Origin of the sequence: Methanoculleus receptaculi, from assembly GCF_033472595.1 — an archaeon.
Lineage (GTDB): Archaea > Halobacteriota > Methanomicrobia > Methanomicrobiales > Methanoculleaceae > Methanoculleus > Methanoculleus receptaculi.
In genome coordinates this window covers 761993-784246 of the sequence record NZ_CP137642.1, presented here as the reverse complement: position 1 = coordinate 784246, position 22254 = coordinate 761993, and the positions used below count along the sequence as shown (strand labels likewise).

General features: G+C 59.7%; 21 protein-coding genes and 1 tRNA gene. 14 read left to right on the top strand and 8 right to left on the bottom strand.

Features of this window, described 5'->3' with window-relative positions; all coding sequences use genetic code 11:
• Positions 1–4 precede the first annotated feature (4 nt).
• Positions 5–1015, bottom strand: coding sequence for a tRNA-intron lyase (gene endA / locus R6Y96_RS04170; protein ID WP_318622258.1), 1011 nt, complete (start codon positions 1013–1015; stop codon positions 5–7).
• A gap of 94 nt (positions 1016–1109) precedes the next feature.
• Between endA and R6Y96_RS04165 the strand changes: the two genes are divergently transcribed.
• Positions 1110–2345: an outer membrane protein assembly factor BamB family protein gene (locus tag R6Y96_RS04165; protein ID WP_318622257.1), complete on the top strand. Its 1236-nt coding sequence runs from the start codon at positions 1110–1112 to the stop codon at positions 2343–2345.
• A gap of 146 nt (positions 2346–2491) precedes the next feature.
• Here R6Y96_RS04165 and R6Y96_RS04160 read toward each other — a convergent pair.
• A tRNA-Gly gene (locus R6Y96_RS04160) sits at positions 2492–2562 on the bottom strand.
• A 409-nt stretch (positions 2563–2971) separates the two neighbouring features.
• Here R6Y96_RS04160 and R6Y96_RS04155 point away from each other — a divergent pair.
• The 8 genes from R6Y96_RS04155 (at position 2972) to R6Y96_RS04120 (ending at position 9814) form a co-directional block, all read left to right on the top strand.
• Positions 2972–3430: a 30S ribosomal protein S15 gene (locus tag R6Y96_RS04155; protein WP_318622256.1), complete on the top strand. Its 459-nt coding sequence runs from the start codon at positions 2972–2974 to the stop codon at positions 3428–3430.
• 7 nt (positions 3431–3437) lie between these two features.
• On the top strand, positions 3438–4655 hold the full coding sequence (locus R6Y96_RS04150; RefSeq protein WP_318622255.1) for a DHHA1 domain-containing protein: 1218 nt from the start codon (positions 3438–3440) through the stop codon (positions 4653–4655).
• The gene (locus tag R6Y96_RS04145) at positions 4652–4924 is read left to right on the top strand and encodes a KEOPS complex subunit Pcc1 (protein ID WP_318622254.1); all 273 of its coding nucleotides are present in this window, start codon (positions 4652–4654) and stop codon (positions 4922–4924) included. The genes R6Y96_RS04150 and R6Y96_RS04145 overlap by 4 nt, the downstream gene beginning before the upstream one ends.
• Positions 4925–4942: 18 nt before the next feature.
• Complete coding sequence (locus tag R6Y96_RS04140) at positions 4943–5536, top strand: 30S ribosomal protein S3ae (protein ID WP_318622253.1); 594 nt, start codon at positions 4943–4945, stop codon at positions 5534–5536.
• Positions 5537–5610: 74 nt separating this feature from the next.
• Positions 5611–6846 carry a 2,3-bisphosphoglycerate-independent phosphoglycerate mutase gene (locus tag R6Y96_RS04135; protein ID WP_318622252.1) on the top strand — a complete coding sequence of 412 codons (1236 nt, stop codon included), beginning with the start codon at positions 5611–5613 and terminating at the stop codon, positions 6844–6846.
• Between the two features lie 16 nt (positions 6847–6862).
• A complete protein-coding gene (locus R6Y96_RS04130) occupies positions 6863–7711 on the top strand; it encodes an acyltransferase (protein ID WP_318622251.1) in 849 nt (282 codons plus the stop codon).
• A complete protein-coding gene (locus tag R6Y96_RS04125; protein WP_318622250.1) occupies positions 7708–8565 on the top strand; it encodes a class I SAM-dependent methyltransferase in 858 nt (285 codons plus the stop codon). The genes R6Y96_RS04130 and R6Y96_RS04125 overlap by 4 nt, the downstream gene beginning before the upstream one ends.
• A 151-nt stretch (positions 8566–8716) precedes the next feature.
• Entirely contained in the window at positions 8717–9814 is a 1098-nt protein-coding gene (locus R6Y96_RS04120) for a transposase (protein WP_318622249.1), read from the top strand.
• 402 nt (positions 9815–10216) lie between these two features.
• Here the strand turns inward: R6Y96_RS04120 and R6Y96_RS04115 are convergent, their stop codons facing one another.
• A complete protein-coding gene (locus R6Y96_RS04115) occupies positions 10217–10969 on the bottom strand; it encodes a winged helix-turn-helix domain-containing protein (protein ID WP_318622248.1) in 753 nt (250 codons plus the stop codon).
• 269 nt (positions 10970–11238) lie between these two features.
• Here R6Y96_RS04115 and R6Y96_RS04110 point away from each other — a divergent pair, with 269 nt between their 5' ends.
• On the top strand, positions 11239–11478 hold the full coding sequence (locus tag R6Y96_RS04110) for an MTH865 family protein (protein WP_318622247.1): 240 nt from the start codon (positions 11239–11241) through the stop codon (positions 11476–11478).
• Between the two features lie 31 nt (positions 11479–11509).
• Here R6Y96_RS04110 and R6Y96_RS04105 read toward each other — a convergent pair whose 3' ends face one another.
• Both R6Y96_RS04105 and R6Y96_RS04100 read right to left on the bottom strand, forming a co-directional pair.
• Positions 11510–12502 carry a PhzF family phenazine biosynthesis protein gene (locus R6Y96_RS04105; protein WP_318622246.1) on the bottom strand — a complete coding sequence of 331 codons (993 nt, stop codon included), beginning with the start codon at positions 12500–12502 and terminating at the stop codon, positions 11510–11512.
• Positions 12503–12586: 84 nt separating this feature from the next.
• Positions 12587–13273 carry a PEGA domain-containing protein gene (locus R6Y96_RS04100; RefSeq protein WP_318622245.1) on the bottom strand — a complete coding sequence of 229 codons (687 nt, stop codon included), beginning with the start codon at positions 13271–13273 and terminating at the stop codon, positions 12587–12589.
• 247 nt (positions 13274–13520) lie between these two features.
• Here R6Y96_RS04100 and R6Y96_RS04095 point away from each other — a divergent pair, with 247 nt between their 5' ends.
• Genes R6Y96_RS04095 through R6Y96_RS04085 form a run of 3 tightly spaced genes read left to right on the top strand, consistent with a single transcriptional unit; the run spans position 13521 to position 15967 of the window.
• Positions 13521–13736 carry a helix-turn-helix domain-containing protein gene (locus R6Y96_RS04095; RefSeq protein WP_318622244.1) on the top strand — a complete coding sequence of 72 codons (216 nt, stop codon included), beginning with the start codon at positions 13521–13523 and terminating at the stop codon, positions 13734–13736.
• Positions 13737–13746: 10 nt separating this feature from the next.
• The gene (locus tag R6Y96_RS04090) at positions 13747–14712 is read left to right on the top strand and encodes an RNA-guided endonuclease InsQ/TnpB family protein (RefSeq protein WP_318622482.1); all 966 of its coding nucleotides are present in this window, start codon (positions 13747–13749) and stop codon (positions 14710–14712) included.
• Between the two features lie 25 nt (positions 14713–14737).
• Positions 14738–15967, top strand: a complete 1230-nt coding sequence (locus R6Y96_RS04085; protein WP_318622243.1) for an MFS transporter — start codon at positions 14738–14740, stop codon at positions 15965–15967.
• Positions 15968–16306: 339 nt separating this feature from the next.
• Here the strand turns inward: R6Y96_RS04085 and R6Y96_RS04080 are convergent, their stop codons facing one another.
• Genes R6Y96_RS04080 through R6Y96_RS04070 form a run of 3 tightly spaced genes read right to left on the bottom strand, consistent with a single transcriptional unit; the run spans position 16307 to position 19621 of the window.
• Positions 16307–18319, bottom strand: a complete 2013-nt coding sequence (locus R6Y96_RS04080) for a DEAD/DEAH box helicase (protein WP_318622242.1) — start codon at positions 18317–18319, stop codon at positions 16307–16309.
• Complete coding sequence (locus R6Y96_RS04075; protein WP_318622241.1) at positions 18316–19125, bottom strand: DUF7839 domain-containing protein; 810 nt, start codon at positions 19123–19125, stop codon at positions 18316–18318. The genes R6Y96_RS04080 and R6Y96_RS04075 overlap by 4 nt, the downstream gene beginning before the upstream one ends.
• Complete coding sequence (locus R6Y96_RS04070) at positions 19109–19621, bottom strand: ArsR family transcriptional regulator (RefSeq protein WP_318622240.1); 513 nt, start codon at positions 19619–19621, stop codon at positions 19109–19111. Before R6Y96_RS04070 ends, R6Y96_RS04075 begins: the two co-directional genes overlap by 17 nt.
• A 57-nt stretch (positions 19622–19678) precedes the next feature.
• Here R6Y96_RS04070 and hypF point away from each other — a divergent pair, with 57 nt between their 5' ends.
• Positions 19679–21895, top strand: coding sequence for a carbamoyltransferase HypF (gene hypF, locus R6Y96_RS04065; protein WP_318622239.1), 2217 nt, complete (start codon positions 19679–19681; stop codon positions 21893–21895).
• Positions 21896–22254 lie beyond the last annotated feature (359 nt).

Below are 22254 nucleotides of genomic sequence, written 5' to 3'. Positions count from 1 at the left end.
ACGCTCACAGTTTTATTCTGCCAAATTCGACGTACCTGATACCGCTGTTACGTACGCAGGCAAACAACATCTTCTTTTTGACGCTGTGAGCGAGCCTGACGGAGCGGGAGACGGCGCTCATCGGCATGGAAGTTCCTGCAGGAACGGCGTGGACCAGCATCTCGGAGTGGCTCTTCTTCCCGGAGTAGACACGGAAGTGGTGGCCGAACTTGTAGCCGGTCCTGGGGATGTAACCTTTGTCCCGGAGGTCGGAAAAGACCCGCTCCTTCTCGCGGATCTCGATATCAACCTCCGCAACCGCGTCAAGGAGGGTCTCTGCGGTCATCGGCCCGCCGTCGTGATGGACTTCGAGACAGCATCTGCGAATCAGGTAGATCGACTCGACGGGGCGAAAGAGGAGGCGTTCGGCATCGAGCCTCTTGCCGTACCACTCCTCCTCAAGCCGGTTTCCCGGCGGCAGGTGGGCAAGCGCGTATGTTCCAAGGAGCCCCGCCCCCACAGGCGCCTCACAGGCCGGCGGCTCGCCGATGGGGGGGAGATCCTGCAGCCGTACCTCGTAGTAGGTCAGTTCGTCCTCGTCATCGACGACCGCCAGGAGGTACTGTTTTCGCATGTTGACCGCAGTAAGCACATCCTGATCCAGGCGGTCGAAATCGACGAGATCGCGTTCCGAGAGAACCCGGACCAGGTATCGCGACTTACCGGACCCGGGTTTGTGGCCGCGGCGAAACACGCGGAAATCGTGCGGGCCAGGCTGAATCACGTAGCCCCGCTCGCGGATGTCGCGATAGACCATGTACCTGCGGATGAAGTTTGACCGGTCGGCGAAGAGGCCGAGCAGGGCATCAAAGTCAAGGTCCTTCACCTCGATCTTGTTTCGCTCCATGAGGTAGAGAGCTTCTTCGGGGGATAGGCAAAGACCGTCTTTCTCCGGTCTCCCATAACCGCCCTGGTCGTAGAGCGTGCGCCCTTCGCTCTTCAGGTGCACCCAGGTTCCGTCGAATGTCGCCAGCACGTGCTAATGTATTGGGAGTCCACGTTCATTAAGGGATTGCCGGCGGCGAACCACTACGCTTTTTGCGCTTCCCGCCCATCCTTCATGGATCTCCATGACAGAAAACCCTCAAGGCTTCTGGCGAAGGAAAGCGATCCTGGCAGCACTGTTCATTGCGGTGGTGCTGCCGGCGGGGGTCGTCTCCGCAACCGCGGCCTCTCCAGAGGTCGCCTGGAACGTGACGTTTAAGCTGGAGAATGAGAACAAGTTTGATGCCGTTGCACCCTCTGCAGACGGAGGTCTCATCGCCATCGGTTCAACCCTGTCAAGAACCAGCGGCAAGGAGGAGGACGTGATGCTCGTAAAGACCGACGGGGCGGGTAACCAGGTCTGGCTGAAAAGGCTGCCCGGGATGGCGCCTGCCTCCGTTGCTGCGGCCGCTGACGGCGGGTGCATCGCCGGTGTATACAGCGTCTCGATCAACGAGACGGATGGGGGGGGCGAATACCAGGGCACCTCGTTCCTGATCAGGCTGGACGCCGCGGGTGAGGAGGAGTGGCGGGAGGCTCTCCCGGGGATGAAGGTCTCGTCGGTTGCAAAGACGCCTGATGGCGGATATCTTGCCGCCGGCTGGCTCTGGAACCCGGCGGGCTCGGAGAACGAGACGACCGGGGTTCTGCTGAAGACCGACGGGAACGGGACGCCCATCTGGAACAGGACGTTCCCGGGCACCGCGGTGAACACCGCGATTGTGACCTCTGACGGCGGCTACCTCGTCGGGGGGACGTCATCGCCTTTCACCTACGATATGGGGGACGGATTCCTCATCCGGCTCGATGCCGACGGCAACACCCTGTGGTCGAGGAACTACCAGGTTCCGGTCATCTTCGATCTTGAGGAGACCGCGGACGGCGGATTTGTCTACTCCGGGAACTACTGGTATGGGCTCGTCGATCAGGACGGAGATGAGGCCTGGGCTAGGAAGATGGAGGGGTTCACCGGTTACGCTGTCGGCATCCAGCCCTCCGGCGGCTACCTGGTTGCAGGTACGAACGCAGCGAGTGGAGAGGGTTTTGTCTTCGGGACGGACGCTGACGGGGCCATACTCTGGAAGATGACGTTCCCCGGGAACCGGGTGTATGCCGCTGCCAGCGTTCCTGGCGGCGGTTATGTCCTGGCAGGCATCCAGTTCATCTCCACCGGCAACAGCACCGCCTGGCTGGCAGGGATCACGGAGCCTGGAGAAGAGACAGAAGAACCGGTGCCGACGGCGACCGCACCCGGGTTCGGTGCGGCGGCGGCCGGGGCGGCGCTGGTCATCCTGATCGCGACACGGTATCGTCGGGGGTAAAAACCCCGGTCATTTTTTCCCAGCGGGGGGACTCACAAAAATGGCGCCCCTTTCCAGATTTCTCAGTGCTGCCAATATGCAAAGATCTGCGATCTCTCGTAAATGCGAGGCCATCTCGCACCAGAACGATCAAACCAAAACAGGGATGCGATAGCCGGGAATCGAACCCGGGTTAGAGGCTTGGGAAGCCCCTGTCCTGCCGCTAGACTACTATCGCATTTGTGCTATCAGGTTTTGCCCTGAGAGCAGGTGAACTACCCCGCGCCTCTCGGGCGGGGGGCTTCCTGTTTCATCCCCCTCCCCACCGGGAGCGAGTCCACAGGCCCAACGGCGCGTCCCGCGCCTGGTATTGTTGGATGGATAAACAGAAAAACGTATCGTATTGAAATTGATTACGGGAAGGGCGGTTCCGCTTGCATCCCCGCTCCGCCCCTTCACCCCGCTGGAGAGTCCGATACTCTTAAGATTCTTCCCGGTAAACAATGTAGAGCACTGTATGTGCTGGCTATGGTAAGTCCGACGTGCTCCCGGAAGCACTGCCCGCAAGGGCTCGGGATTACAGAGAATAGTCAGGAAACGGACTCTTTTCTGGACTTACATAGTTAATACCTAACGGAGGTGCATGAATGGCAAGAATGTACGCTCGGCGCCGGGGAACCAGCGGTTCAGTCCGCCCCTATCGTAAAGAGGCGCCCGAGTGGTCAAACACGGATGCAGCGGAGATCGAGAAGATCATCATCGAACTCCGCAAAGACGGCCTCTCGGCCAGCCAGATCGGGCTTGTCCTGCGCGACAGGCACGCCGTCCCTGACGTCAGGCTCGCCACAGGCAAACGTATAACGGAGATTCTCCGTGAGAACGGTCTTGAATCAGAGATCCCCGAGGACCTCCGGAACCTGATGGAGAAAGCGCTCAGGCTCAGGAAACACCTTGCTGAGAACAAGAAGGACCACCACAACCTCAGGCAGCTTCAGATCGCCGAGTCCAAGGTCCGCAGGCTGGTAAACTACTACGTCAAAAGCGGACGGCTGCCGGCCGACTGGACATACAAACCGGAGACCGCGGAGATCCTGCTTACCCGCTGATCGACCCATGTCGCTTGACGCCGCTGCTGCAACCCTGGCCAACCGCCTGCTCGAAGACGAGTTTGTGGAGGTGCTGGCACACCACGATGCCGACGGCATAGCCGCCGCATCCATCCTCTGCCAGGCCATGTTCCGCGCGGGCGGTCGGTTCCGCCTGAGGATCCGCCCCGAGATCACGCCGGAAGAGATCCCCAGGGAGGGCAGCGTGCTGTTATGCGACTTTGGATCGGCGCTTCCGGACCTGCCAGACGACGTGATGGTGGTCGACCACCACCAGCCGCGTTTCGAGGGCGAACTCCACGTCAACCCGCACCTCGCCGGGATCGACGGTGACCGGAGCCTCTCAGCGGCCGGTGCCGCATACCTTGTCGCCCGGCAGATGGGGGACAACCGTGATCTCGCGGGGCTCACGCTCCTCGGGATCATCGGCGACGGCCAGGTTATCGAGGGGCCAAACCGGGAGATCGCAAACGAAGGGATCGCAAACGGGTTCATCACACCCGGCCGCGGCCTCCTCCTCGCAGGAAGAGGACTCGTCGAACAGATCACACTCGCGATCGACCCCTACCTCCCCGGACTCTCCGGAGAACCCGATGCCGCCCGCACACTGGTTGCAGCAGTCACCGGTGAGGACGAAGTGGATATGGAGACGCTCCTCTCCCGGATCGTCCTTACTGCCGCCAGGGAGGCGTCAGTCACCGCCCTCTGCAGCCTCTGGGGGACCACCTACAGCCTTGGCCGCGAGGTGATCGACGAGGCAGGTGACCTCACCGCCGTCGTCGACGCCTGCGGCAAAGCCGGAAAAGGTGATATCGGTGCATCGCTCTGCCTCCGCTCGAGCCACGCGCTCCAGGAAGCCCGGGAGATCACCGCACGTTACCGGCAGTCGGTCATCGCAGGCGTCCGCGAAGCGCGTCGCCTGGACGAACGCGTCGCCCTGTATGAGGTGGACGACGAGAACGTCGCAAGCGACGTCGCGGATGTGCTCGCCTACGACCTTCTCCAGGACGGCCCCGTCTTCGTCATCGGGATGAGCGGCGACCACTGCTCGATCTCAGCACGCTGCCCGCCGGGCGTCGACCTCAACCTGGACGCGCTCATGCGGACGGTTGCCCGGGCCTGCGGCGGCCACGGCGGCGGCCACCGCCAGAGGGCCGGTGCCCGGATCCCAGCCGGAGGCCTGGAGAGGTTCAGGCAGGAACTCCTGGAGGCGATCCTCGCATGATCCGTGTTTTGGGCGTCATAGAGACCCGGCACAACCACCCCGGGTGTGTGGCCGCGGCGCTCGAGCCCGACAACCTCAACCTCATCAGGACGATCCAGGTCGGAGGGGGTGTGCAGGCCCTGGTGGATGGAGCCAGGCTCCGGTCGATCATCGCGACGGTGGACGACTACCTCATGAACCTGGCAATAGCAGATGAGGTCTGCAACGCCGCCATGCGGCAGCAAAAGGGTCAGGAAGTGAATTCAGGCTCAAATGGGATGAAAAATTGATATTGATGAAGTGATACCATGGCAAAGAAGAAACAGGCTGGAAGAAGGCTTGAAGGCTGGAAAGCCAAGAAGTGGTACCGTGTCTACGTACCGGAGACCTTCGGCAAAGTCGAGATCGGCGACACCATCTCGGCCGACCCCGAGAACATGATCGGCCGCGTTATGACCACCACCCTCGGTGAGGTCGCACAGGACTACTCAAAGTCCCACATCAAGATGAAGTTCAAGATCAAGAACGTGGCCGGCGACGCCGCCTACACCGAGTTCGTCGGGCACGAGGTGACCCGCGACTACCTGCGATCGATGGTGAAGCGGCGGACGTCCCGTATCGATACCATCCTCCCGCTCCTCACCAGGGATGGCAAACTCCTCCGGGTCACGGTCGTCTGCCTCACGCTCACAAGGGCCGACCAGAGCCAGGTCCACGCCATCCGCCAGACGGTCGCACAGATACTCACCGCAAAGGCAGCGGAGAGCGATTTGGATACCCTGGTCAGGGAGATCGTATCCGGCGACCTCGCCCGGGATATCTTCAAGGCCGTCAAGACGATCTACCCGATGCGCCGGGTCGAGATCACAAAGTCCAGACTTGAGCAGATTGCGGCCGTATAGGGCCCACTGCTCAACCACATTTCACCCGCACCACTGGCAAGAGTAATCAGGTTTTAGATCATCATCTCTTCACTATGATTGCCCAGAAGGTTCTATTCCTGGTACTGGACGGGATCTCAGACCGCCCATGTGAAGCGCTGGACGGGAAAACGCCTCTTGCCGCTGCACGAACACCTGTCCTCGACCGGATCGCCGCTGGAGGCGTATGCGGGATCATGGACACCATATCCCCCGGTATACGCCCCGGATCCGATACATCCCACCTCGCGCTGCTCGGCTATCCGCCGCAGGACTACTACACCGGCCGCGGACCGCTCGAGGCAGAGGGAACCGGGATCCATATGACCGCCGGTATGATCGGGTTCCGCTGCAACTTTGCCACCGTTGACGAGAACGGTGCGGTCACCGACCGCCGGGCAGGGAGGATCTCCGGGACGGAGCCCCTGGCGGAAGCGATCCGGGATGGCGTCGACCTCTCATCGCTCGGTCTTGAGTTCCGGTTCAACTCTGGCGTCGGCCACCGGGCTGCCCTGGCCCTCGTCGGGGAGGGGCTCGGGGATAAGGTCTCCTCGAACGACCCGAAGAAGGAGGGTGTCCGCCCGCCAGAGATCCGGGCCTGCACCGACGACCCCGCCGACGCAAAGACCGCCCGCGCCTGCAACGAGTTCGTCCGCCAGTCGGCGGAGATCCTCTACCACCACCCCCTCAACATCCAGCGAATGAAGGAGGGACTGGCGCCCGCAAACTACCTCCTGATCCGCGGTGCCGGGAAGATGGGTGAGTTCCCGCAGTTCTCAGAGCGTTACGGGCTTTCCGGGAGCGTGATCGCGGCTGCCACACTGATCGTGGGGATCGGGAAGGTCGTGGGGCTTGAACACATCCCGGTGCCGGGAGCGACAGGGTCGGTCAACTCCGATGTGGCCGCCAAGGTGCGGGCAGCGCTGGCGGAACTCGGCCGGAAAGACTTCGTCCTGATGAACATCAAGGGCGCAGACGAGGCCGGCCACGACGGTAACGCCACCCAGAAACGGGATTTTATAGAGGTTATCGATGCGGCGCTCGAACCGCTGCTCGATCTCGACGAGACCCTGATCGTGGTCTGTGCCGACCACAGCACGCCCTGCCCGGTCAGGGATCACAGCGCCGACCCGGTGCCGGTCGTCATACGTGGCCCCGGAGTCAGGGTTGACCGGGTCAGACGGTTCGACGAGGTCTCGTGTGCGGAGGGTGGGTTGCACCGTATCCGTGGCTCTGACCTCATGCCGATCGTCATGGACCTAATCAATAAGAGTCATAAGTATGGCGCATGAAGGTTATACCGGGTAAATGGAATCCAGGGTAGACCACAACCGGATCAGTGGCTGCACCCTCCCCGACCGCACCGAACTCCAGGAGAGGACGCTCAAGACCGAACAGGATATCATCGTCGGCGAGAAGTGCCGGATCGATTACGGTCTCTCGGGAAAGGACGTCGTCGTCTGTGAGTTCAGCAGGATCAACGGCAGCATCGTTGCGGCAGGCGATGCCAGGATCGATAACTGGTGCGAGGTCAGCGGCGACGTTATAGTGGACGAGGACGCCTACCTTGGGGAAGGGGTGAAGATCCTTGGCAAACTGGTCGTCCGTGGAGACCTGGACATAGGCGACAACGTCCAGATAGAGCGCGGGTTTGAGGCGAAAGGCTGGATCTCCATCCGCAACCCCATGCCGGTCATAATCTACATCGTGATGTACCTGGTGGCCATACTCGGGATCGAGAGGGAGGACGAACTGAGTTCAGTCCTCGAAAAGATCTTCGGCGACGATGAGGCTCCTGCCGCCACGCCGCTTATGATCCCGGGCGGTTCCGTCCTGGATATGCAGACCTTCTCCGTCCCGGATAGGATGGTCATCGGCTCTGGCTGCCGGCTGCACGGGAACATCCGTGCGGCCTCGATCGTGGTGAGGGAGGATACGACCCTGTTCGGGAGTATCAGCCTTCGGGAGGATGGAAGCATCGCGAGGGGTTCGGTCATCCACGGAGATCTCCAGAGCGAGGGTGATCTGAGGGTAGAAGAGGGTGTGCACATCCTTGGAAACGTCTCCTGTCGCCGCCTCACGCTGCACGAGGACGCCCGCATCGATGGGGTCATCCGGGCACCGGGCGGACTGAAGATCGAGAGGGGGTCGGCATGAGGGTTGCGGATATTCTTGAGGTCGAGGGCTGCAGGCTCATAGAACCCTCTTTTGCTGACCTGACGCTGGATTCGTGCACGGACTACCTCTTCCAGATTCGGGCGGACGAGGCTCGCCTCCTGGTCGATGAGAATGAGGAGGTGATCGCGCTTGCGCTCCACGACAGGAGAGGCTGGCACGTCGCCTCGTTCCTCTACCGCGACCCGAACCTTGCCATCATAGAGTATTTCGAGGCGATCGGCGGGGAAATCTACCAGGAAAGACGGGAGACCTGGGCGAGTGCCGTCCGCGAATACTACAGCATGGAACTCCTGGAGACAACATCACCCGCCCTGGAAGACCTGCGCCCGGGCCGGGTAGAGTATATACGTGACCTCCTCCAGGAGGTCTGGGGCGACCGGAGCGGGGAACTCTGTCTCGACTGCTGCTGTGGCTCCGGGGTCGGCACCGCAGCGCTCCGTGCGGGCGGTCTGCGCGCGCTCGCCTACGACAACGACCCAACGCTCCTGGCGCTCGGCCTCTCGAAAGGGCGGCTCCTCCCATCCGATACCATCTGCATCGATGCACGGGAGGCTGACCGCTACATTACAGACGCTCCTCTCGGGATCATCCTCATGGCAGGGCAGATCTACCCCTACAACGCCAGTCTCTGGCAGGATATCATAACCACCCTCCTTGACCTCACCGACGAGACGCTGGTCACCCTCGGCACGGAGGAGGAGGCGACCATGGTGGAGTCGTGGTGCGCCGGACGGGATACCAGGGTCTTTGAGAACCGGCGTGACCCGTTATACGACAGGTGGTGCTGCGTTTCACGCTGCGAGAGCCCATCAAATCAACGATCTGGCTTATAAACTCTTCTCTCTTTTTCGGTAGTATGCGCGCCTCTGGCGCACCTTGCCAGTTTATCTGGTTTTTACCGGAGATGTACCAGGTCTGCTAATTTTTTTGCGCCTCGGTAAGAGGTGTTCCGTCAGGTATATATACCTGGCCCCAAAATGGTTCATGGCCTTTAACACCGAGTTTTTGGCAAAAGAAGACGGATTTGAAGAGATTGAACCAGGGTTCTCTCTCACGGAGTTCCTAAGTTCGCCCTATCTGGACACCATTGCACAGACTATTGAACGAGAATACTACTCCAGACAGGTCTCTCGGTTCCATTATCCGGTTATTCTTATGATCAAACTACTTGTCATCAAGTGTTTCAGGAAACAGTCCTATGTCCGGACAGTTCGTCTCCTGACAGAGGATGATTGTTTCAACCTTGGTGCAGAGAAGACTGAAGCAGGGTATCTATTGCCCAATCCTGCAACACTCCACAGTTTTGTGAAATATCGTCTCGGCGTCGAAGGTGTGGAACGGCTCATGCATCTTGTAGGTGAGGCAATTGTTCTCTGGGCACAGAAGGAGAGGGTTGGGATCATCGATTCAACTCCAATCGAAGCATCCCGGTATGACAGATATGCTCTTTTTCACCCGCATTACCAGGTTAAGATGGATAAAGCGCATATCTTCAATCTCGGACCATACCCACTCACCATGGTCTACTCGAATGGGACTGATGCGGATTTAACCCACCTTTTTCCACTTATCGAGAGAGTGGAGGCGCTGAAACCCAAACTCAGTCTTGTGCTGCTTGATACCGGATACGACTCATACGAGGCACATGCACACCTCTGGTATCATCTGAATGCTCGACCCTGTATTGATACCCGGGATGGGGCAGTGATCCAGGAAGAAGGGACGGAAACACGCATCCGGCATTGGGTCAACAAACTCTGGAGAGCAGGGGGAGATATCCATGCTCCCCTGACTCAACAGTTGCGATTCCTATACCAGCATGGAAGAGTTGAACAGGTCGGGATGCATTTGCGAAACAAGAATCTTCTCGACCCGGAATTCCCAACTCTCATACAAAGCCGCGGTGAGTGTGAACGGATACATGGCCGGATTAAGGCTTCTGTAACCTTTCACCTCAAAGGGATCCGACATGAGAGCCGGAAACTCTATATGACTCTCAACTTCGTTGCATATCAAATTCTCCTTCTGTTCGGGTTGCGTGCGGGACTGAAGAATCCAACGCACCTGAGTGCACTGGTCTGAGGGAATCTGATACTCAGTCGGAGTTGAGGGAACTTTCCCCCCCACAGAAATATGGGGGGACATGATGAGCGGGAGCTGTCTTCAGTTTTCCAGGTTCTGCCACAATTTGCTCTCAAGGCTCGAGGTATCGTCTCTATGAGAGGGTGGGAGATGAGGTGGAGGATTCTAATTATGCAGAGTGAGGGGGATGAGGGGGGATCTGCGTGGTCGCTGAAAGTTGCCATCAAACCAGTGAGGGCATTGGATTGATGGCCTCTTTACAACTCCCTCACGTTTCGACAGGATTTGGGACCGTATCCGGTTCTGTCATGTGGGGGAGCGCCGGCCCATCATACCATTAAGGAGATAAAAATGTAAGGGGTCGGGTAATAGAGTGCAGGGACCCGGGGAGGGCCCGAGGTTCTACGGCTGCAGGGTGGCGTAGAGGGTGCCGATGCCCTTGAGAGTCCTGTAACCCTTCTCGGTGATAATATAATCTCCCCGCTCGTGCCGCTGCAGGATCATCCCGGCATCCTGGAGTTTCTTGAGGTGAAAGAGCAGGTTGCCTCCGCGGAGACCGGTCAGGTTCGAGAGGGCCGAGAACGTCCGTGTTTCGGCGGCGAGCGACTGGACGATCCGGAAGCGGTGCCGGTTTGCAAGCGGCTCGAGGATATCCCTGACCAGGATCTCGTCCGAGAGGTCCGCAACGGACGAAGAAGTCTCCTTATTGCTCCGGTAGATCCCGAGCGAGCGCATCAGTTCGATCTGTTTCTCAAAGAGACGGTTCGTCTCGGTAAAGCAGGTGGAACAGGTGTCGAACTTCCCCCCCTTCCGCATCTCCGCGAGCCGGTCGCGGTAGGACCGGACGACCTCTTCGCTCACCTCCCCGTCCCGGATATGCTCTGCGGAACTCTTGAGAAACTCGTAGAAAGCGGCATAACACCTATCCCTCATCGGGCATTGGCGGATCATCCGCTCCTGGAGCCTCTGTTCTGCGTCGGAGAGGTGCTGCTCGACGAAGACCCCTGCATACTCTTTGCGGAGCCCGTCGATGGCCGTATCGACGTGCTGTCTGTTCGCGTACTCAATGAACCGCCGGAGTTCGCTCCTGAGTGCCGCAATCTCGGACTGGACTTCTTTAATCTCCTGGCTGTAGCGTTCTGTCCCGTCAGTCATTGGATCCTCCATGGTCGATCAAGACCGTGCTGTTACGGTTATGAGAGTGTAGCACGAGATTATTGTATAGTTTAATGACGGGTATCTATATTATTCTAACCGTCCAACGGGAGGATCGGCGAAACACGTTCCCGAACGGCGTCGCGCCGGAGCGTTCGTACCGGATGAGAACGCAGAGCAGGCAAGTGGCCTGTAAGAGCGCACGTTTCGGTTATGCCGATCACGGCAAAGGCCGCCGGGGATATCGCCAAGATGCTGGAGGCAAAGAAATGAACGTTAAAGAAGAGATCCATGCCCAGATTGCCGGCGCCCTCGTCGGCGCGAAGTTCCCGATCAGGACGCCCGAAGAGCTCCTTGCCGCATTCCCGGCGGGAGCGGCGACCAGGTGCAAAGCAGGCGACGTGGAGATGACCGCCGGTGAAGCGGTCACCCTTCTGAAGCCCGAGGACTTCCCCTTCACAAGCCCCGGACAGGTGGCCGACACCATCCTCTCCCGGGCGGGGATGTAACCCTTTTTTCCATGCCGGTTTCCGGGCAGGGTCATTCCGGTTGCGCGGGGGGAGCTCCTGCAGAGAGGACGTAGTCCCCGTCGATCCGCACCTGCCCACGGCCGCCGAACATGAGTCCTCCGTCGTAGGGGCGGAGCAGGCGGACGATGTTCGGGTTCTCCCGGTCCGGCCCCTGCTCGATGGCGAGCGTCTGGCTGGTCCAGAGGTTCTCCCGGACAAGGAAGTTTCCGAGGGCGGCGTTCCCCAAGCCGGTCGCCGGGTCCTCCAGATATCCGAACGTCGGGGCGAAGACCCGGGTATGCAGGTCGTTCTCCGAAAACGCCGTCTCGCGGGTATAGATGACGACCGCGTCGACGGAATGGGCGAGAGCGAACGCACGGAGCGTCATGTAGTCGGGAGAGCACCGGATGCAGGCGTCGAGCGAGGCCAGGGGGACGAGCAGGGTTTCGAGGCCGGCGTTCACGACGCCGGGGTGTATCGCGGGATCGATATCCCGGATGCCGAGACCGAGGGCGGCGGCGGTCTCTGCAGCGTCCGGGCGTGCGCCGGAGAACTCCGGTTCGGGAGCCCGGATATACACCATGCCGTCCTCGCCCGTCCGGTTCAGGACCGTGACGATACCTTTGTTCGTCCGGAGGAGCAGGCTCTCCCGGTCACGGAACCGGTCGTCGCAACGCACCACGTCGTCCATGATGGCTATCGTCGCATGGCCGCAGAATTCGACCTCCCGTTCGCAGGAGAAGTAGCGCATCGAGAGATCAGATTCGCCCGGCGTGCCCTCGCGGAGAAAGCCCACTTCCGAGACAAAACCCTTCAGTTCGCGGGCGATCTGCTGCATATCGCGGTTGGTGATCTGCTCCCCCGGGGAGAGGCGGACGTATCCCGCGGGGTTTCCCGACGACCCGGCGGCTGCAAAGGCATCGATCTTTTTGAACCGGTAGCGGTTCATGAGTCCATCCATTAATGTGCCGGCGATTCCAGCTATCGAGCGATTGTACTCCTCCGGAAGGGAAGAGTTTGCCATCTGCTCAGGGCAATACCCGGCCACAGCATGTAGCGACCCCCGGGACGGCGATCGTCCGGGCGAGGTTCACGAAAAAAAGTAGGGTTAGTTCTTTCTCCCCGCAACCAGCAGCAGCCCCGCAATCAGCAGGGCGCCGCCGGCAACGGCCGGAGAGAACGGTGCGGTCTGTGTGGGCGTCGTGATCGGGTTCAGCGTCACGTAGAGGTCGACCGTCTCACCCTTGCCGGGGTAGCGGTCGATGGTGCCGGTGTAGGTCTGATACCCTTCCTTTGTCACGGTGTAAGTCCTGTATGGTGTTCCGGTTGTGTAGACCTCCACAGAAAGGACGCCCTGGCTTGTGACACCCTTGACCTCGTTGTCGAACTGAACCGTTGCCCAATCAACGTTGACATGGACGGTGTACCAGCCGATATCCCCGCCGATTATCGGTGCTGTGGCGGGCTGGACGGGGTTGAGGGTCGCGTAGAGGTCAAATACCTCCCCTTTGCCCGGAACAGAGGTGACCTCCCCATTGTATGTTGTGTAGCCGTCTTTCTCCACGCGGAAGGTCTGGTAGGGCGTTCCTGTGGTGTAGATAGGGACGTAGAGCACACCGGCCTCGATCGTTCCCTGATACTCGTTGTCGAAGTAGACATCTGCTCCATTCACGTTGCAGTTCACCGCATACCATCCGTTGTCTCCGCCTATGGGCGGTTGGGCGCTCGAGGGCAGGAGAATAAAACAGCAGGCGAGAAGAGAAAAGATCATCAGGTTGCGTAAAACGCTCTGCATGCAGAGCCTCTACTTTAACTTGCGGGGGTGAAGGGGGCGGAGCGGGAAGTCCCCACCGTTCACGATGGGGATGAAAGCGGAGCCGCCCTTCCTTCCTGCGATAGATATATTCCTCTTAAGTATTCTATTATCATTCACCCAACATGAGGTATAAACTTGATAGGTCTGCACATTGGGTACAGGTACGTCAGGACAGGTAAGCCTCGATGCGCTGAAGGAGTATGTTGACTCGCAGATAGAGAATTAAATGATCGTTTCCTACAAGTACCGAGCGTATCCAGACGCAACCGTGGAAACACGGCTGAACACTGCACTTGATACCTGTAGGTGGCTCTACAACAAACTTCTCGAAGAATGCAACACGGCACGAGAGAATGGAATCTCTACGACGATGCAAGGAATGCAGGCGCGGATCGTCACGCTGAAAGAGGAGAATCCTGGCACTCAAGGACGTATACTCTAAAGTGCTCCAGATGGTCAACTACACCCTCTGGAGCAACATCGCTGCACTCTCGCAGACAAAGAAGAGAGGACGGAAGATCGGCAAACTCCGATTCAAGAGTGCAGCCCGGTACCGGACGCTCAATTATAATCAGTCGGGTTTCAAGATCGATCGCGAGCATAGTTCGATTACGTTCTCGAAGATCGGAACGATTCCGTTCAACATGCACCGACCCTACACCGGGAAGGTGAAGGGTGTCCTGATCACCCGTTCCGGCGATAGATGGTATGTGATCATTCAGACAGAGCAGGAGGTCTACAAGTCAAAGCGTGAAGGGCAGTCTGTCGGTATCGATGTCGGTCTGAACTCGTTTGCGGTCGATAGTGACGGTGCAGTGATCGAGAACCCCAGGTTCTATGAACATTCTCTGGGCAGGATCAAGAAGATCCAGCGGAGTCTTGCCCGGAAACAACGGTTCTCGAAAAACTGGAAGAAGGCAAAAAGGAAACTGGAGAAGGTCTATGATCATGTCACCAACCAGAAGAACGATTTCCTGCACAAACTCTCCCGTCAGTACGTTGACACCTATGCGACGATCTGTGTTGAAGACCTGAATATCAAGTATTTGAAAGAGAACGGCAAATCTCGCGGGCTCCGGAGAAGTATCCACAGTGCGTCGTGGGGACGATTTTATTCTTACCTCTCGTACAAGGCTGAAAGTGCTGGTACGGAACTCGTCAAAGTCGATCCCCGCGACACGACACAGATGTGTTCGAACTGTGGAAGCATCGTGAAAAAGACGCTCTCCGAGAGAGTCCACGAATGCCCATACTGTGGGTTTGTTGCCGATAGAGATTACAATGCTGCGGTAAATATCCACCGCGTGGGGATGGAACAGCCCTTTGAGCCTGTGGAGCCAAGACCTCTACGTCACATATCTGTGGTGCAAGTGTTGGCCATGATAGCCGGGAAGCCCCGCCCGAGAGGCGCGGGGTAGTTCACATATATCAGGTGTAATCTGCATGAAAACAGCCAGACGCATATATACCGTCTTATTCATCTCCGTCTTTGCCACGATGCTCGGGCTTGGTGTTGTCAGCCCGCTTCTCCCCCTATACGCGGAGAACCTGGGTGCGACCGGGATCTGGCTCGGCATCATCTTCTCAGCCTTCGCGCTCTCCAGGTCGGTCTTCATGCCGATCATCGGGAGGCTGTCCGACCGCCAGGGGAGGAAGTGGATCATCCTCATGGGGATGTTTGCGTATGCCGTCCTCTCCCTCGCCTACATCATCGCCGACAGCGTCTACTCACTCACGGTTGTCCGGTTCGCCCACGGTATCGCCTCAGCGATGGTCGTCCCGATAGCAATGGCCTACATCGCCGACCTCTCGGAGCATGGAAAGGAAGGGAGTTATATGGGGAACTTCTCCATATCGATGTTCCTCGGCATGGGCGTAGGGCCGCTCCTCGGTGGTTTCCTCAACGACGCTTTCGGGATGAACTCGGTATTCTACACCATGGCCGCACTCTCGGCGTTTGCCACACTCCTGGTCGCTGTCTCACTCCCCGAAGCGAAACGCGCTTCTTCCGCGATCAAGGGCGCGGAACCCGCCCCGATGAGGGATATCTTCAGGCTGCCGGTCATGCGGGGTGTCATGGTCTTCACCCTGATCAGCGCTCTCGGCCGTGGAGGGACGATGGTCTTCATCCCCGTCTTTGCCCCGCTGATCGCGATCAGCCCGTCCAGTGTGGGGGTCATCCTCTCAGTGAACACCTTCATCATGGCGCTCCTCCAGGTGCCGGTAGGAAGGTTCACTGACAGGGGGAACAAAGTCGCCCTGATCGTCGTGGGATCGGCCATAGCAGCGATTGCACTTCTCATAATCCCCTTCTCGAGATCGTTCTGGCACCTGCTCGTGATAACCTCGCTGATCGGTGTCGGCGGCGCCATCCAGCAGCCGTCGATCATGGCGCTGACGGTCGATGCCGGCCGGACGCTGGGGATGGGGACGTCGATGGGCGCCTACAACACCATCTTCGGGATAGGCATGATCATAGCCCCGTTGATTGGGGGTCTCTTCATGGACTACATTGGTATAGATGCCGTATTCTACGCAGCCGGCGCTATAAGCCTCCTCGGGACAGCGATCTTCGCGGTTATGATGCAGAAGGCAGCAGGCGAGATAAACGGGGGACAGAACGCCGGGATGGTGGCGGGCCCGGCCCCGGATGACCTGCGGGAACAGCCTTGATCGGTGCCGGGATGGGGCATAACCCGCCCCTGTCTCTTGCGTCTCTCGTTGAACGGTGTTCGTCGACCACCCCCCGGCGCGTTCCGCGCCTCCTCCCGCCCCTTCACCGGGGCGGGCAGTGCGTGATGATAGCCCCGGATACCGTGCCAAGGGATCGGGATCTCAGGGAGTCTCCGTTGAGACCGCGAATTAGTGGTCTCCTCCCCCCGAGACTGTATCGATGGGGAATCATCCCCACGTGGTGGGGCTCGCCGTGGCGGGGAGGCGGAGATGCTCCCGGGCACCTTCTTCCCGTGATTGACAAAACCCGATCAGAGCGCGCCTCGATCAATTACAGTTCTACCGCTCCTCATCGACGGCGCACTCGAGTTCCGCCACGATCCAGGCCGCATCGTCCGCCCGGCGGACAAGGTCCCTGATCTGGATCAACCGCTCAGCACCGATGAAGTGCTCTGCCATCACTCGAGCCATATCGGTGAGTTCGATACGCCCTCCCCGCCGCCTGACCAGTCCGTAGTCAAGGAGTGTCGGGAGGGCGGGTTCCAGCGTCCCGACCATCATGCGGTTCATCCGGATGATCTGCTGCTCGTCGCCGTCGCAGACAACGGCGTTTGCGACGAACTCCTCGGTGCTCTGTTCCAGGTCATACTCCGGCGCGACCTCCTCCATCTCGCCCCGCAGGAGGGCGATGGCAACCTCCTCCTCGGTCTTCCCGGACGTCCTGGAGTAAGACCCGCCGGGCTCCGCCAGGATGACCACCCGGCCAAGGTCGTGGAAGTCCGGCCGGCCGGCCCGGCCCATCATCTGGTGAAACTCCTGGACGGTCAGCCACTGGATCCCCATCGCAAGCGCATCAAAGATCACCTGGGACGCCGGGAAATCCACACCGGCAGCAAGCGCTGCCGTGGTCACGACAGCGGCAACCTCCCCATTTGAGAACCGCCGCTCGACCTCCCGGCGCTCCTGGGCGCTCAACCCCGCATGGTATGGCACAGCCATCTTACCCAGGGCGTCGGCGATGACGTGGCAGCGAGCCCGCGAGTTTGTAAAGACGATCGTCTGCCCCCGGTAGCCCTTCGAAGACCGCATCCGGTACTCCTCGGCGACCATCTGCTTTATGAACGCGATCTTCTTCTCCCGCTCGATAAATATGAGGTGGCGCTCAAGCGGAACCGGCCGTTCCGCGTAGCGGACAAGGTTCGCCCCGAGTTTCTCTGCCAGCAGCCCGGGTGCCCCGATCGTTGCCGAGAGGTAGAGGAACTGTGCGTCAGGGGCGATATACTTGAGACGTGCGATCAGCCCGTCGAGACGGTGGCCGCGCTCCGCGTCCTCGAGCATCTGGACCTCATCGATCACGACCGTCCCGATATCCTTCAGAGTCTTCCCCGTCCTGAGGAGGTGGTCTATACCCTCGTATGTCCCGACCACCACTGGAGCATTGACGTCACGGTCGCCGGCCGGCCGGGTCTCCGGGAGGTTGAGACGGCTCACCCCTACCTGGAGGGCGACACGGACAAGGTGACCGTATCGGTCCCGGAACCGCTGGTACTTCTGGTTCGCAAGCGCGACCAGCGGAACCAGGAAGAGCATCCTCCCCCGGCCCTCCAGGAAGTTCTTCATCCCGGCCATCTCCCCGATGAAGGTCTTGCCGCTCGCTGTGGCCGAGACCACAAGGAGATGCTGCCCCTCAAGGAGGCCGCTCTGGACGGCCAGGTGCTGGACGGGCATCAGATAATCGACGCCGGCGGCCTTCACGAACGCAGGAGGCAGCGATAGATCGGTGATATGCAGCGTCTTCTCGATCTCGTGAGCCTCAAGCCTGTCAAAGAGCGTCCGCCGCCGGTCAGGCCGCTCTGGCCCAACCGATGCCAGCACCCGGTCGAGATCCCGGACCTGGGCAAGGAGTTTCTCCAGATGGATGAGCACAGAACCGCCGAACCTCCCCATGTAGCCGAGTTCACGGCGCATCTCGCGTTTCGCGCACTCCATGCAGATCCACTCCCCGCCGCAGCGCACCCCGGTCGCCTTATCTACCGGGACAAACCTGTCCTCGATCTGGCAGAACCGGCAGATATCGATCCGTGAAAACGGGATCTGGAGATCGGCGAGGAACGACTCGAACTCCGGGCTCTCCGCTGCAAGGGCCACCGATGAGCGGCGCAGCATCGTGATCAGGTCACGCGTAGGGACGGGTGCCGGGTGTCTGCTGCCGCGGCGGCGCATCTTGAAGTTCTTCGGCCGCTGACCCTTCTGGGTCGCGGTGAGGGTGACGAAACCCGTCCCTTCAACGCGGTCGCCCTCGACAAAAAGCAGTTTGTACGCGCTTTTCTGCGGCTGGATGATGACCTTCATGACGGTATCAGGTCATGGATTGTGTAGGCGAGCCCCACCGTCTCAAGCCGTTTGAGAAAATCGGTAAACTCTTCATCGACGATAAGTATCGCACACTCAAGGCCGTGAAACGCCGCCTCGATGACACCTTCCCGGGCACCAAAGAACATATCCGGTTCGATACCCGCCTTTTTAAGGGCCACATACGACTCAAGCCCTACGGCGGCCACAGCCTCAGCATCCCGGACGACATCCCTGAGGAGATCCAGGTCGACCATGCGTGACCCGCCATGCTCCACCCGCGGGACCTTGCAGACGTGGACGGCCCCCTCCTTATGCTCGATGATGCCATTCAACCGGGCGACACCGAGGTCTTCACCGGCCATGGCGTCCATCGTCGCAACACCCATGGCGCTCTGCTCCCTCTCTGTCGCATACAGCCAGCCTTTCTGCATGAAGACGCCGACAGTATCCCCCTCCCGGATATCGTCCTCAGCGATGGCCGTCCAGACCGCCACCTGCTGGATGATGTCGCGGGTGATGTGGCGGGCATACGACTCGAGCGCCTCGGCATGCCGGAGCACCCACTCGACACCGCTCTTCGTGACCTCATACCGGCCCCGGCCGTGAGTGGTGACAAGCCCCTCATCCACCAGTTCCCGGATGTACTCCGAGACCGCCTGGGGGGTCACCCCGAGTTTCCCGGCGATCTCCTGCTGGCGGACGGCTGGCTGGTGTTCGGCGATCTCGACCAGGATCTGAAACCGGGTTGCCTCTCGCTTGCTGCGCAGGATGATGTAGAGCGGGTCCTCACTGGGTTCGGTCAAGCAAAACCATCCCCTGCCCTCTCACATCGAGACCGGGGATCCTCTTTGCAAGCCCCCTTATGAAGATCGGGCTGACCCCGTATTTGCGGGATATATCACCGATAGAGGTTGTTCCGGTCATGATCTCCTGTTGAACCGCATCGACTATGGAACGGAGACTCTCGTCGTTTGATATGGCGATATGAAGCAGATCCCCTATATCACCCATGGAACACTGAAAACTGGCCCGGAACTTGCTGTATGTTGCCCGGTACTCTTTCGTGGGTTTCTCGCCGGGTTTCGGCATCCGCCATTGCTCCTCGATAAGGTTGCCCTTCTTGAGGATCGCAAGACACTCGGCAACCGTGGACTTCCCCACGTACTCCGCGAGGTCCTCCTCGGTCATCCATGCCTTATTTAAGAGATCGTAGATCTTTTTATATTCTGCATTATTGAACGTTATGAGAAGAGGAACCAGTTCCACTGGATCGTTAAGAATTTTGATATGTCCCGTCACTGCGATACCCTATTGTTATATGGAGGTATAACTCCATAAATTTTTGCTGAAATCCCAATGCGCAGAAGTGGCACAATCATCATCCGGGGCATCGTTCAGGGAGTCGGGTTTCGTCCTTTTGTCTATGCCAAAGCCCGGGAATTCGGGATCACGGGCACTGTCAAAAACCTGGGGAGCGAGGTGGAGATCCATGCGTCCGGAGAGCGTTTCGAGGAGTTTCTGGAGGCTGTTTCCAGGGGTACACCCTTATCCCGCATAGATTCTGTAAATGTTTATAATCTGCGCGATGGGCAGGAGACGGCGGGGTTTACCATCCTCGAGAGCGGCAGGGGTAGTCTCACGGGATTCATCCCGGCCGATGTCGCCATCTGTGATGAATGTATCGCAGATATATTCACGCCCGGCAGCCGGTATGAGGGTTACTGGGCCACATCATGTGTCAACTGCGGCCCCCGTTACAGCATAATCACCGACGTCCCGTACGACCGGGAACGGACATCGATGGCAGATTTCCCGCTCTGCCCCGCCTGCCAGAGCGAGTACTCCGACCCATCATCTCGCCGCCACCACGCCCAGACGATTGCGTGTGCGGCCTGCGGGCCGCGTCTGAGTCTTCTAAAGGCCGACGGGATACCGCTGGCTGTGGACGATCCCATCCGGGAGGCCGCCGCCCTGCTCGACGAGGGTTCGATCGTTGCCATCCGCGGGATCGGAGGGTTCCACATAGCCTGTATCGAGGAGGCGGCTGAAGAACTCAAACACCGACTGGGGCGGACGGAGCAGCCGCTCGCGGTTATGGCTGAACCGGAAGAGGTGGAGCGGATCGCGGTCGTCTCTGCTGATGATCGGCGGATCCTGCACTCACGGGAGAGACCGATCGTGGTGCTCGAGAAGCGTGATCCGGAGTCGCACCGGACAATCTCAGGGCTTCATACCATAGGCTGTATGCTCCCCTACACCGGGCTGCACTATCTCCTCTTTGCGCACCTTGACCATCCCCTGCTGGTGATGACAAGCGCAAACCTACCGGGCTACCCGATGATAACGGATCTCGAGAGCGCCCTGGAACGCCTGCCGCGGCAGGTGGACTGCATACTCACGCACAACCGCCGGATCGTCAACCGCTGCGACGATTCGGTCGTGAGAGACGGCTGCATCATCCGCCTCTCCCGCGGTCTTGCGCCTAAACGGCAGGCCATAGATCTCGGCGATGCGTGCATCCTGGGCGTTGGCCCGGAACTGAACTCGAACATATCGGTCTACAAAAACGGGTTCTGCATAACGTCTCCGCACGTGGGGAATGTCAGGAACCCCCAGACTCTGGCCTACCTTACGGAGACGGTGGAGAAGATCGGAAAACTCACCGACGCAAGATACGATCTGGTCGTCCACGACCTTCACCCGCAGTTCCTCTCGACCCGTTATGCCGGGGAGGTTGCCGAAGCAACCGGGGCGGAACTCCTTGCCGTCCAGCACCACCGGGCGCATATCGCCGCCGCCACACGGGAGGAGTGTGTGGGGATCGCCATAGACGGTCTCGGATACGGCGATGACGGGACGGTCTGGGGCGGGGAGGTCTTTGCGGGAGAGGTTCCGCACCTTGAGAGGGTCGCTCACCTGGAGGTTGTTCCGATGCCCGGCGGCGATCTCGCCACCCGGTTCCCGGAACGGATGCTCTACGGCATCCTGCCAACGGCGGAGATCCGCGGCCTGCTCGCTTCGCGGGGCTGGAGCGATATGGAGCTCGCCGTCCTTGCAAAGCAGGTGGAGCGGGGGTTGAACGTCGCCGCGACATCGAGCACCGGCCGCGTCCTGGACGCGGCATCGGCACTGCTCGGGATCTGCCGGGAGCGGACATACGATGGTGAACCGGCAATGAAACTCGAGTCGGAGGCATACAGGGGCAGGGCTTCGGCCTGGGAGATCGAGTTCCGGCGCGAAGACGGCTGCGAGGTTCTATCGACCCGGTCTCTCCTGGCGGAGGCGTACAGGCGTATGGTTGCGGGAGAGAGGGTGGCCGATATCGCGGCGTCCATCCAGTTCAACCTGGCGCGTGGGATGACCACTATGGCAGTCCGGGCGGCAGAGGAGCGCGGGATCCCGCGGGTGGTGCTCTCGGGCGGCGTGGCCTACAACCGGGCGATCCGGGAGACGATCCGGGCCGAGGTGCTGGCCACCGGGCTCGAGTTCATCGTCAACCGGGACTACCCCCTTGGCGACGGGTGCATCAGCTTCGGGCAGGTAGTCTACGGGGGGAGCATGCGGCGGGAGTGAGGGGGAACCCGGTCTTCCAAAGAATACTCCGATCCAGATTTAGCAGTAATGACGAACGGATGATGACGACTGAAATACGATATCTCTACATATCAAAAACTCGTGATGACCCGTTGTTGGAGAACCAGTGGGCCAAGGATGCCTGAGGGCGTCCCAGACACGGATTCCGAGGGGATATCGCCATGAGGGGAGGGGCGATAGTTCCACGGTCCACTATACCGCGATATTTTCCCCGTTTTGACTACTCTTTGCATCCGGGTATACTTCTCATCAATCACCCGGCCGGGAATCGTGACTTTCACCACCCCGGTTTCACCAGGGTCATGGTCGGGCATCGGGAAATCCAATATCACCCACAC

Excerpts from the sequence above, each read along its gene's own strand:
- R6Y96_RS04165 (WP_318622257.1), top strand. The coding sequence starts at position 1,110 with ATGACAGAAAACCCTCAAGGCTTCTGGCGAAGGAAAGCGATCCTGGCA.
- R6Y96_RS04155 (WP_318622256.1), top strand. The coding sequence starts at position 2,972 with ATGGCAAGAATGTACGCTCGGCGCCGGGGAACCAGCGGTTCAGTCCGC.
- R6Y96_RS04150 (WP_318622255.1), top strand. The coding sequence starts at position 3,438 with ATGTCGCTTGACGCCGCTGCTGCAACCCTGGCCAACCGCCTGCTCGAA.
- R6Y96_RS04145 (WP_318622254.1), top strand. The coding sequence starts at position 4,652 with ATGATCCGTGTTTTGGGCGTCATAGAGACCCGGCACAACCACCCCGGG.
- R6Y96_RS04140 (WP_318622253.1), top strand. The coding sequence starts at position 4,943 with ATGGCAAAGAAGAAACAGGCTGGAAGAAGGCTTGAAGGCTGGAAAGCC.
- R6Y96_RS04135 (WP_318622252.1), top strand. The coding sequence starts at position 5,611 with ATGATTGCCCAGAAGGTTCTATTCCTGGTACTGGACGGGATCTCAGAC.
- R6Y96_RS04130 (WP_318622251.1), top strand. The coding sequence starts at position 6,863 with ATGGAATCCAGGGTAGACCACAACCGGATCAGTGGCTGCACCCTCCCC.
- R6Y96_RS04125 (WP_318622250.1), top strand. The coding sequence starts at position 7,708 with ATGAGGGTTGCGGATATTCTTGAGGTCGAGGGCTGCAGGCTCATAGAA.
- R6Y96_RS04120 (WP_318622249.1), top strand. The coding sequence starts at position 8,717 with ATGGCCTTTAACACCGAGTTTTTGGCAAAAGAAGACGGATTTGAAGAG.
- R6Y96_RS04115 (WP_318622248.1), bottom strand. The coding sequence starts at position 10,969 with ATGACTGACGGGACAGAACGCTACAGCCAGGAGATTAAAGAAGTCCAG.
- R6Y96_RS04110 (WP_318622247.1), top strand. The coding sequence starts at position 11,239 with ATGAACGTTAAAGAAGAGATCCATGCCCAGATTGCCGGCGCCCTCGTC.
- R6Y96_RS04105 (WP_318622246.1), bottom strand. The coding sequence starts at position 12,502 with ATGGCAAACTCTTCCCTTCCGGAGGAGTACAATCGCTCGATAGCTGGA.
- R6Y96_RS04100 (WP_318622245.1), bottom strand. The coding sequence starts at position 13,273 with ATGCAGAGCGTTTTACGCAACCTGATGATCTTTTCTCTTCTCGCCTGC.
- R6Y96_RS04095 (WP_318622244.1), top strand. The coding sequence starts at position 13,521 with ATGATCGTTTCCTACAAGTACCGAGCGTATCCAGACGCAACCGTGGAA.
- R6Y96_RS04090 (WP_318622482.1), top strand. The coding sequence starts at position 13,747 with ATGGTCAACTACACCCTCTGGAGCAACATCGCTGCACTCTCGCAGACA.
- R6Y96_RS04085 (WP_318622243.1), top strand. The coding sequence starts at position 14,738 with ATGAAAACAGCCAGACGCATATATACCGTCTTATTCATCTCCGTCTTT.
- R6Y96_RS04080 (WP_318622242.1), bottom strand. The coding sequence starts at position 18,319 with ATGAAGGTCATCATCCAGCCGCAGAAAAGCGCGTACAAACTGCTTTTT.
- hypF (WP_318622239.1), top strand. The coding sequence starts at position 19,679 with ATGCGCAGAAGTGGCACAATCATCATCCGGGGCATCGTTCAGGGAGTC.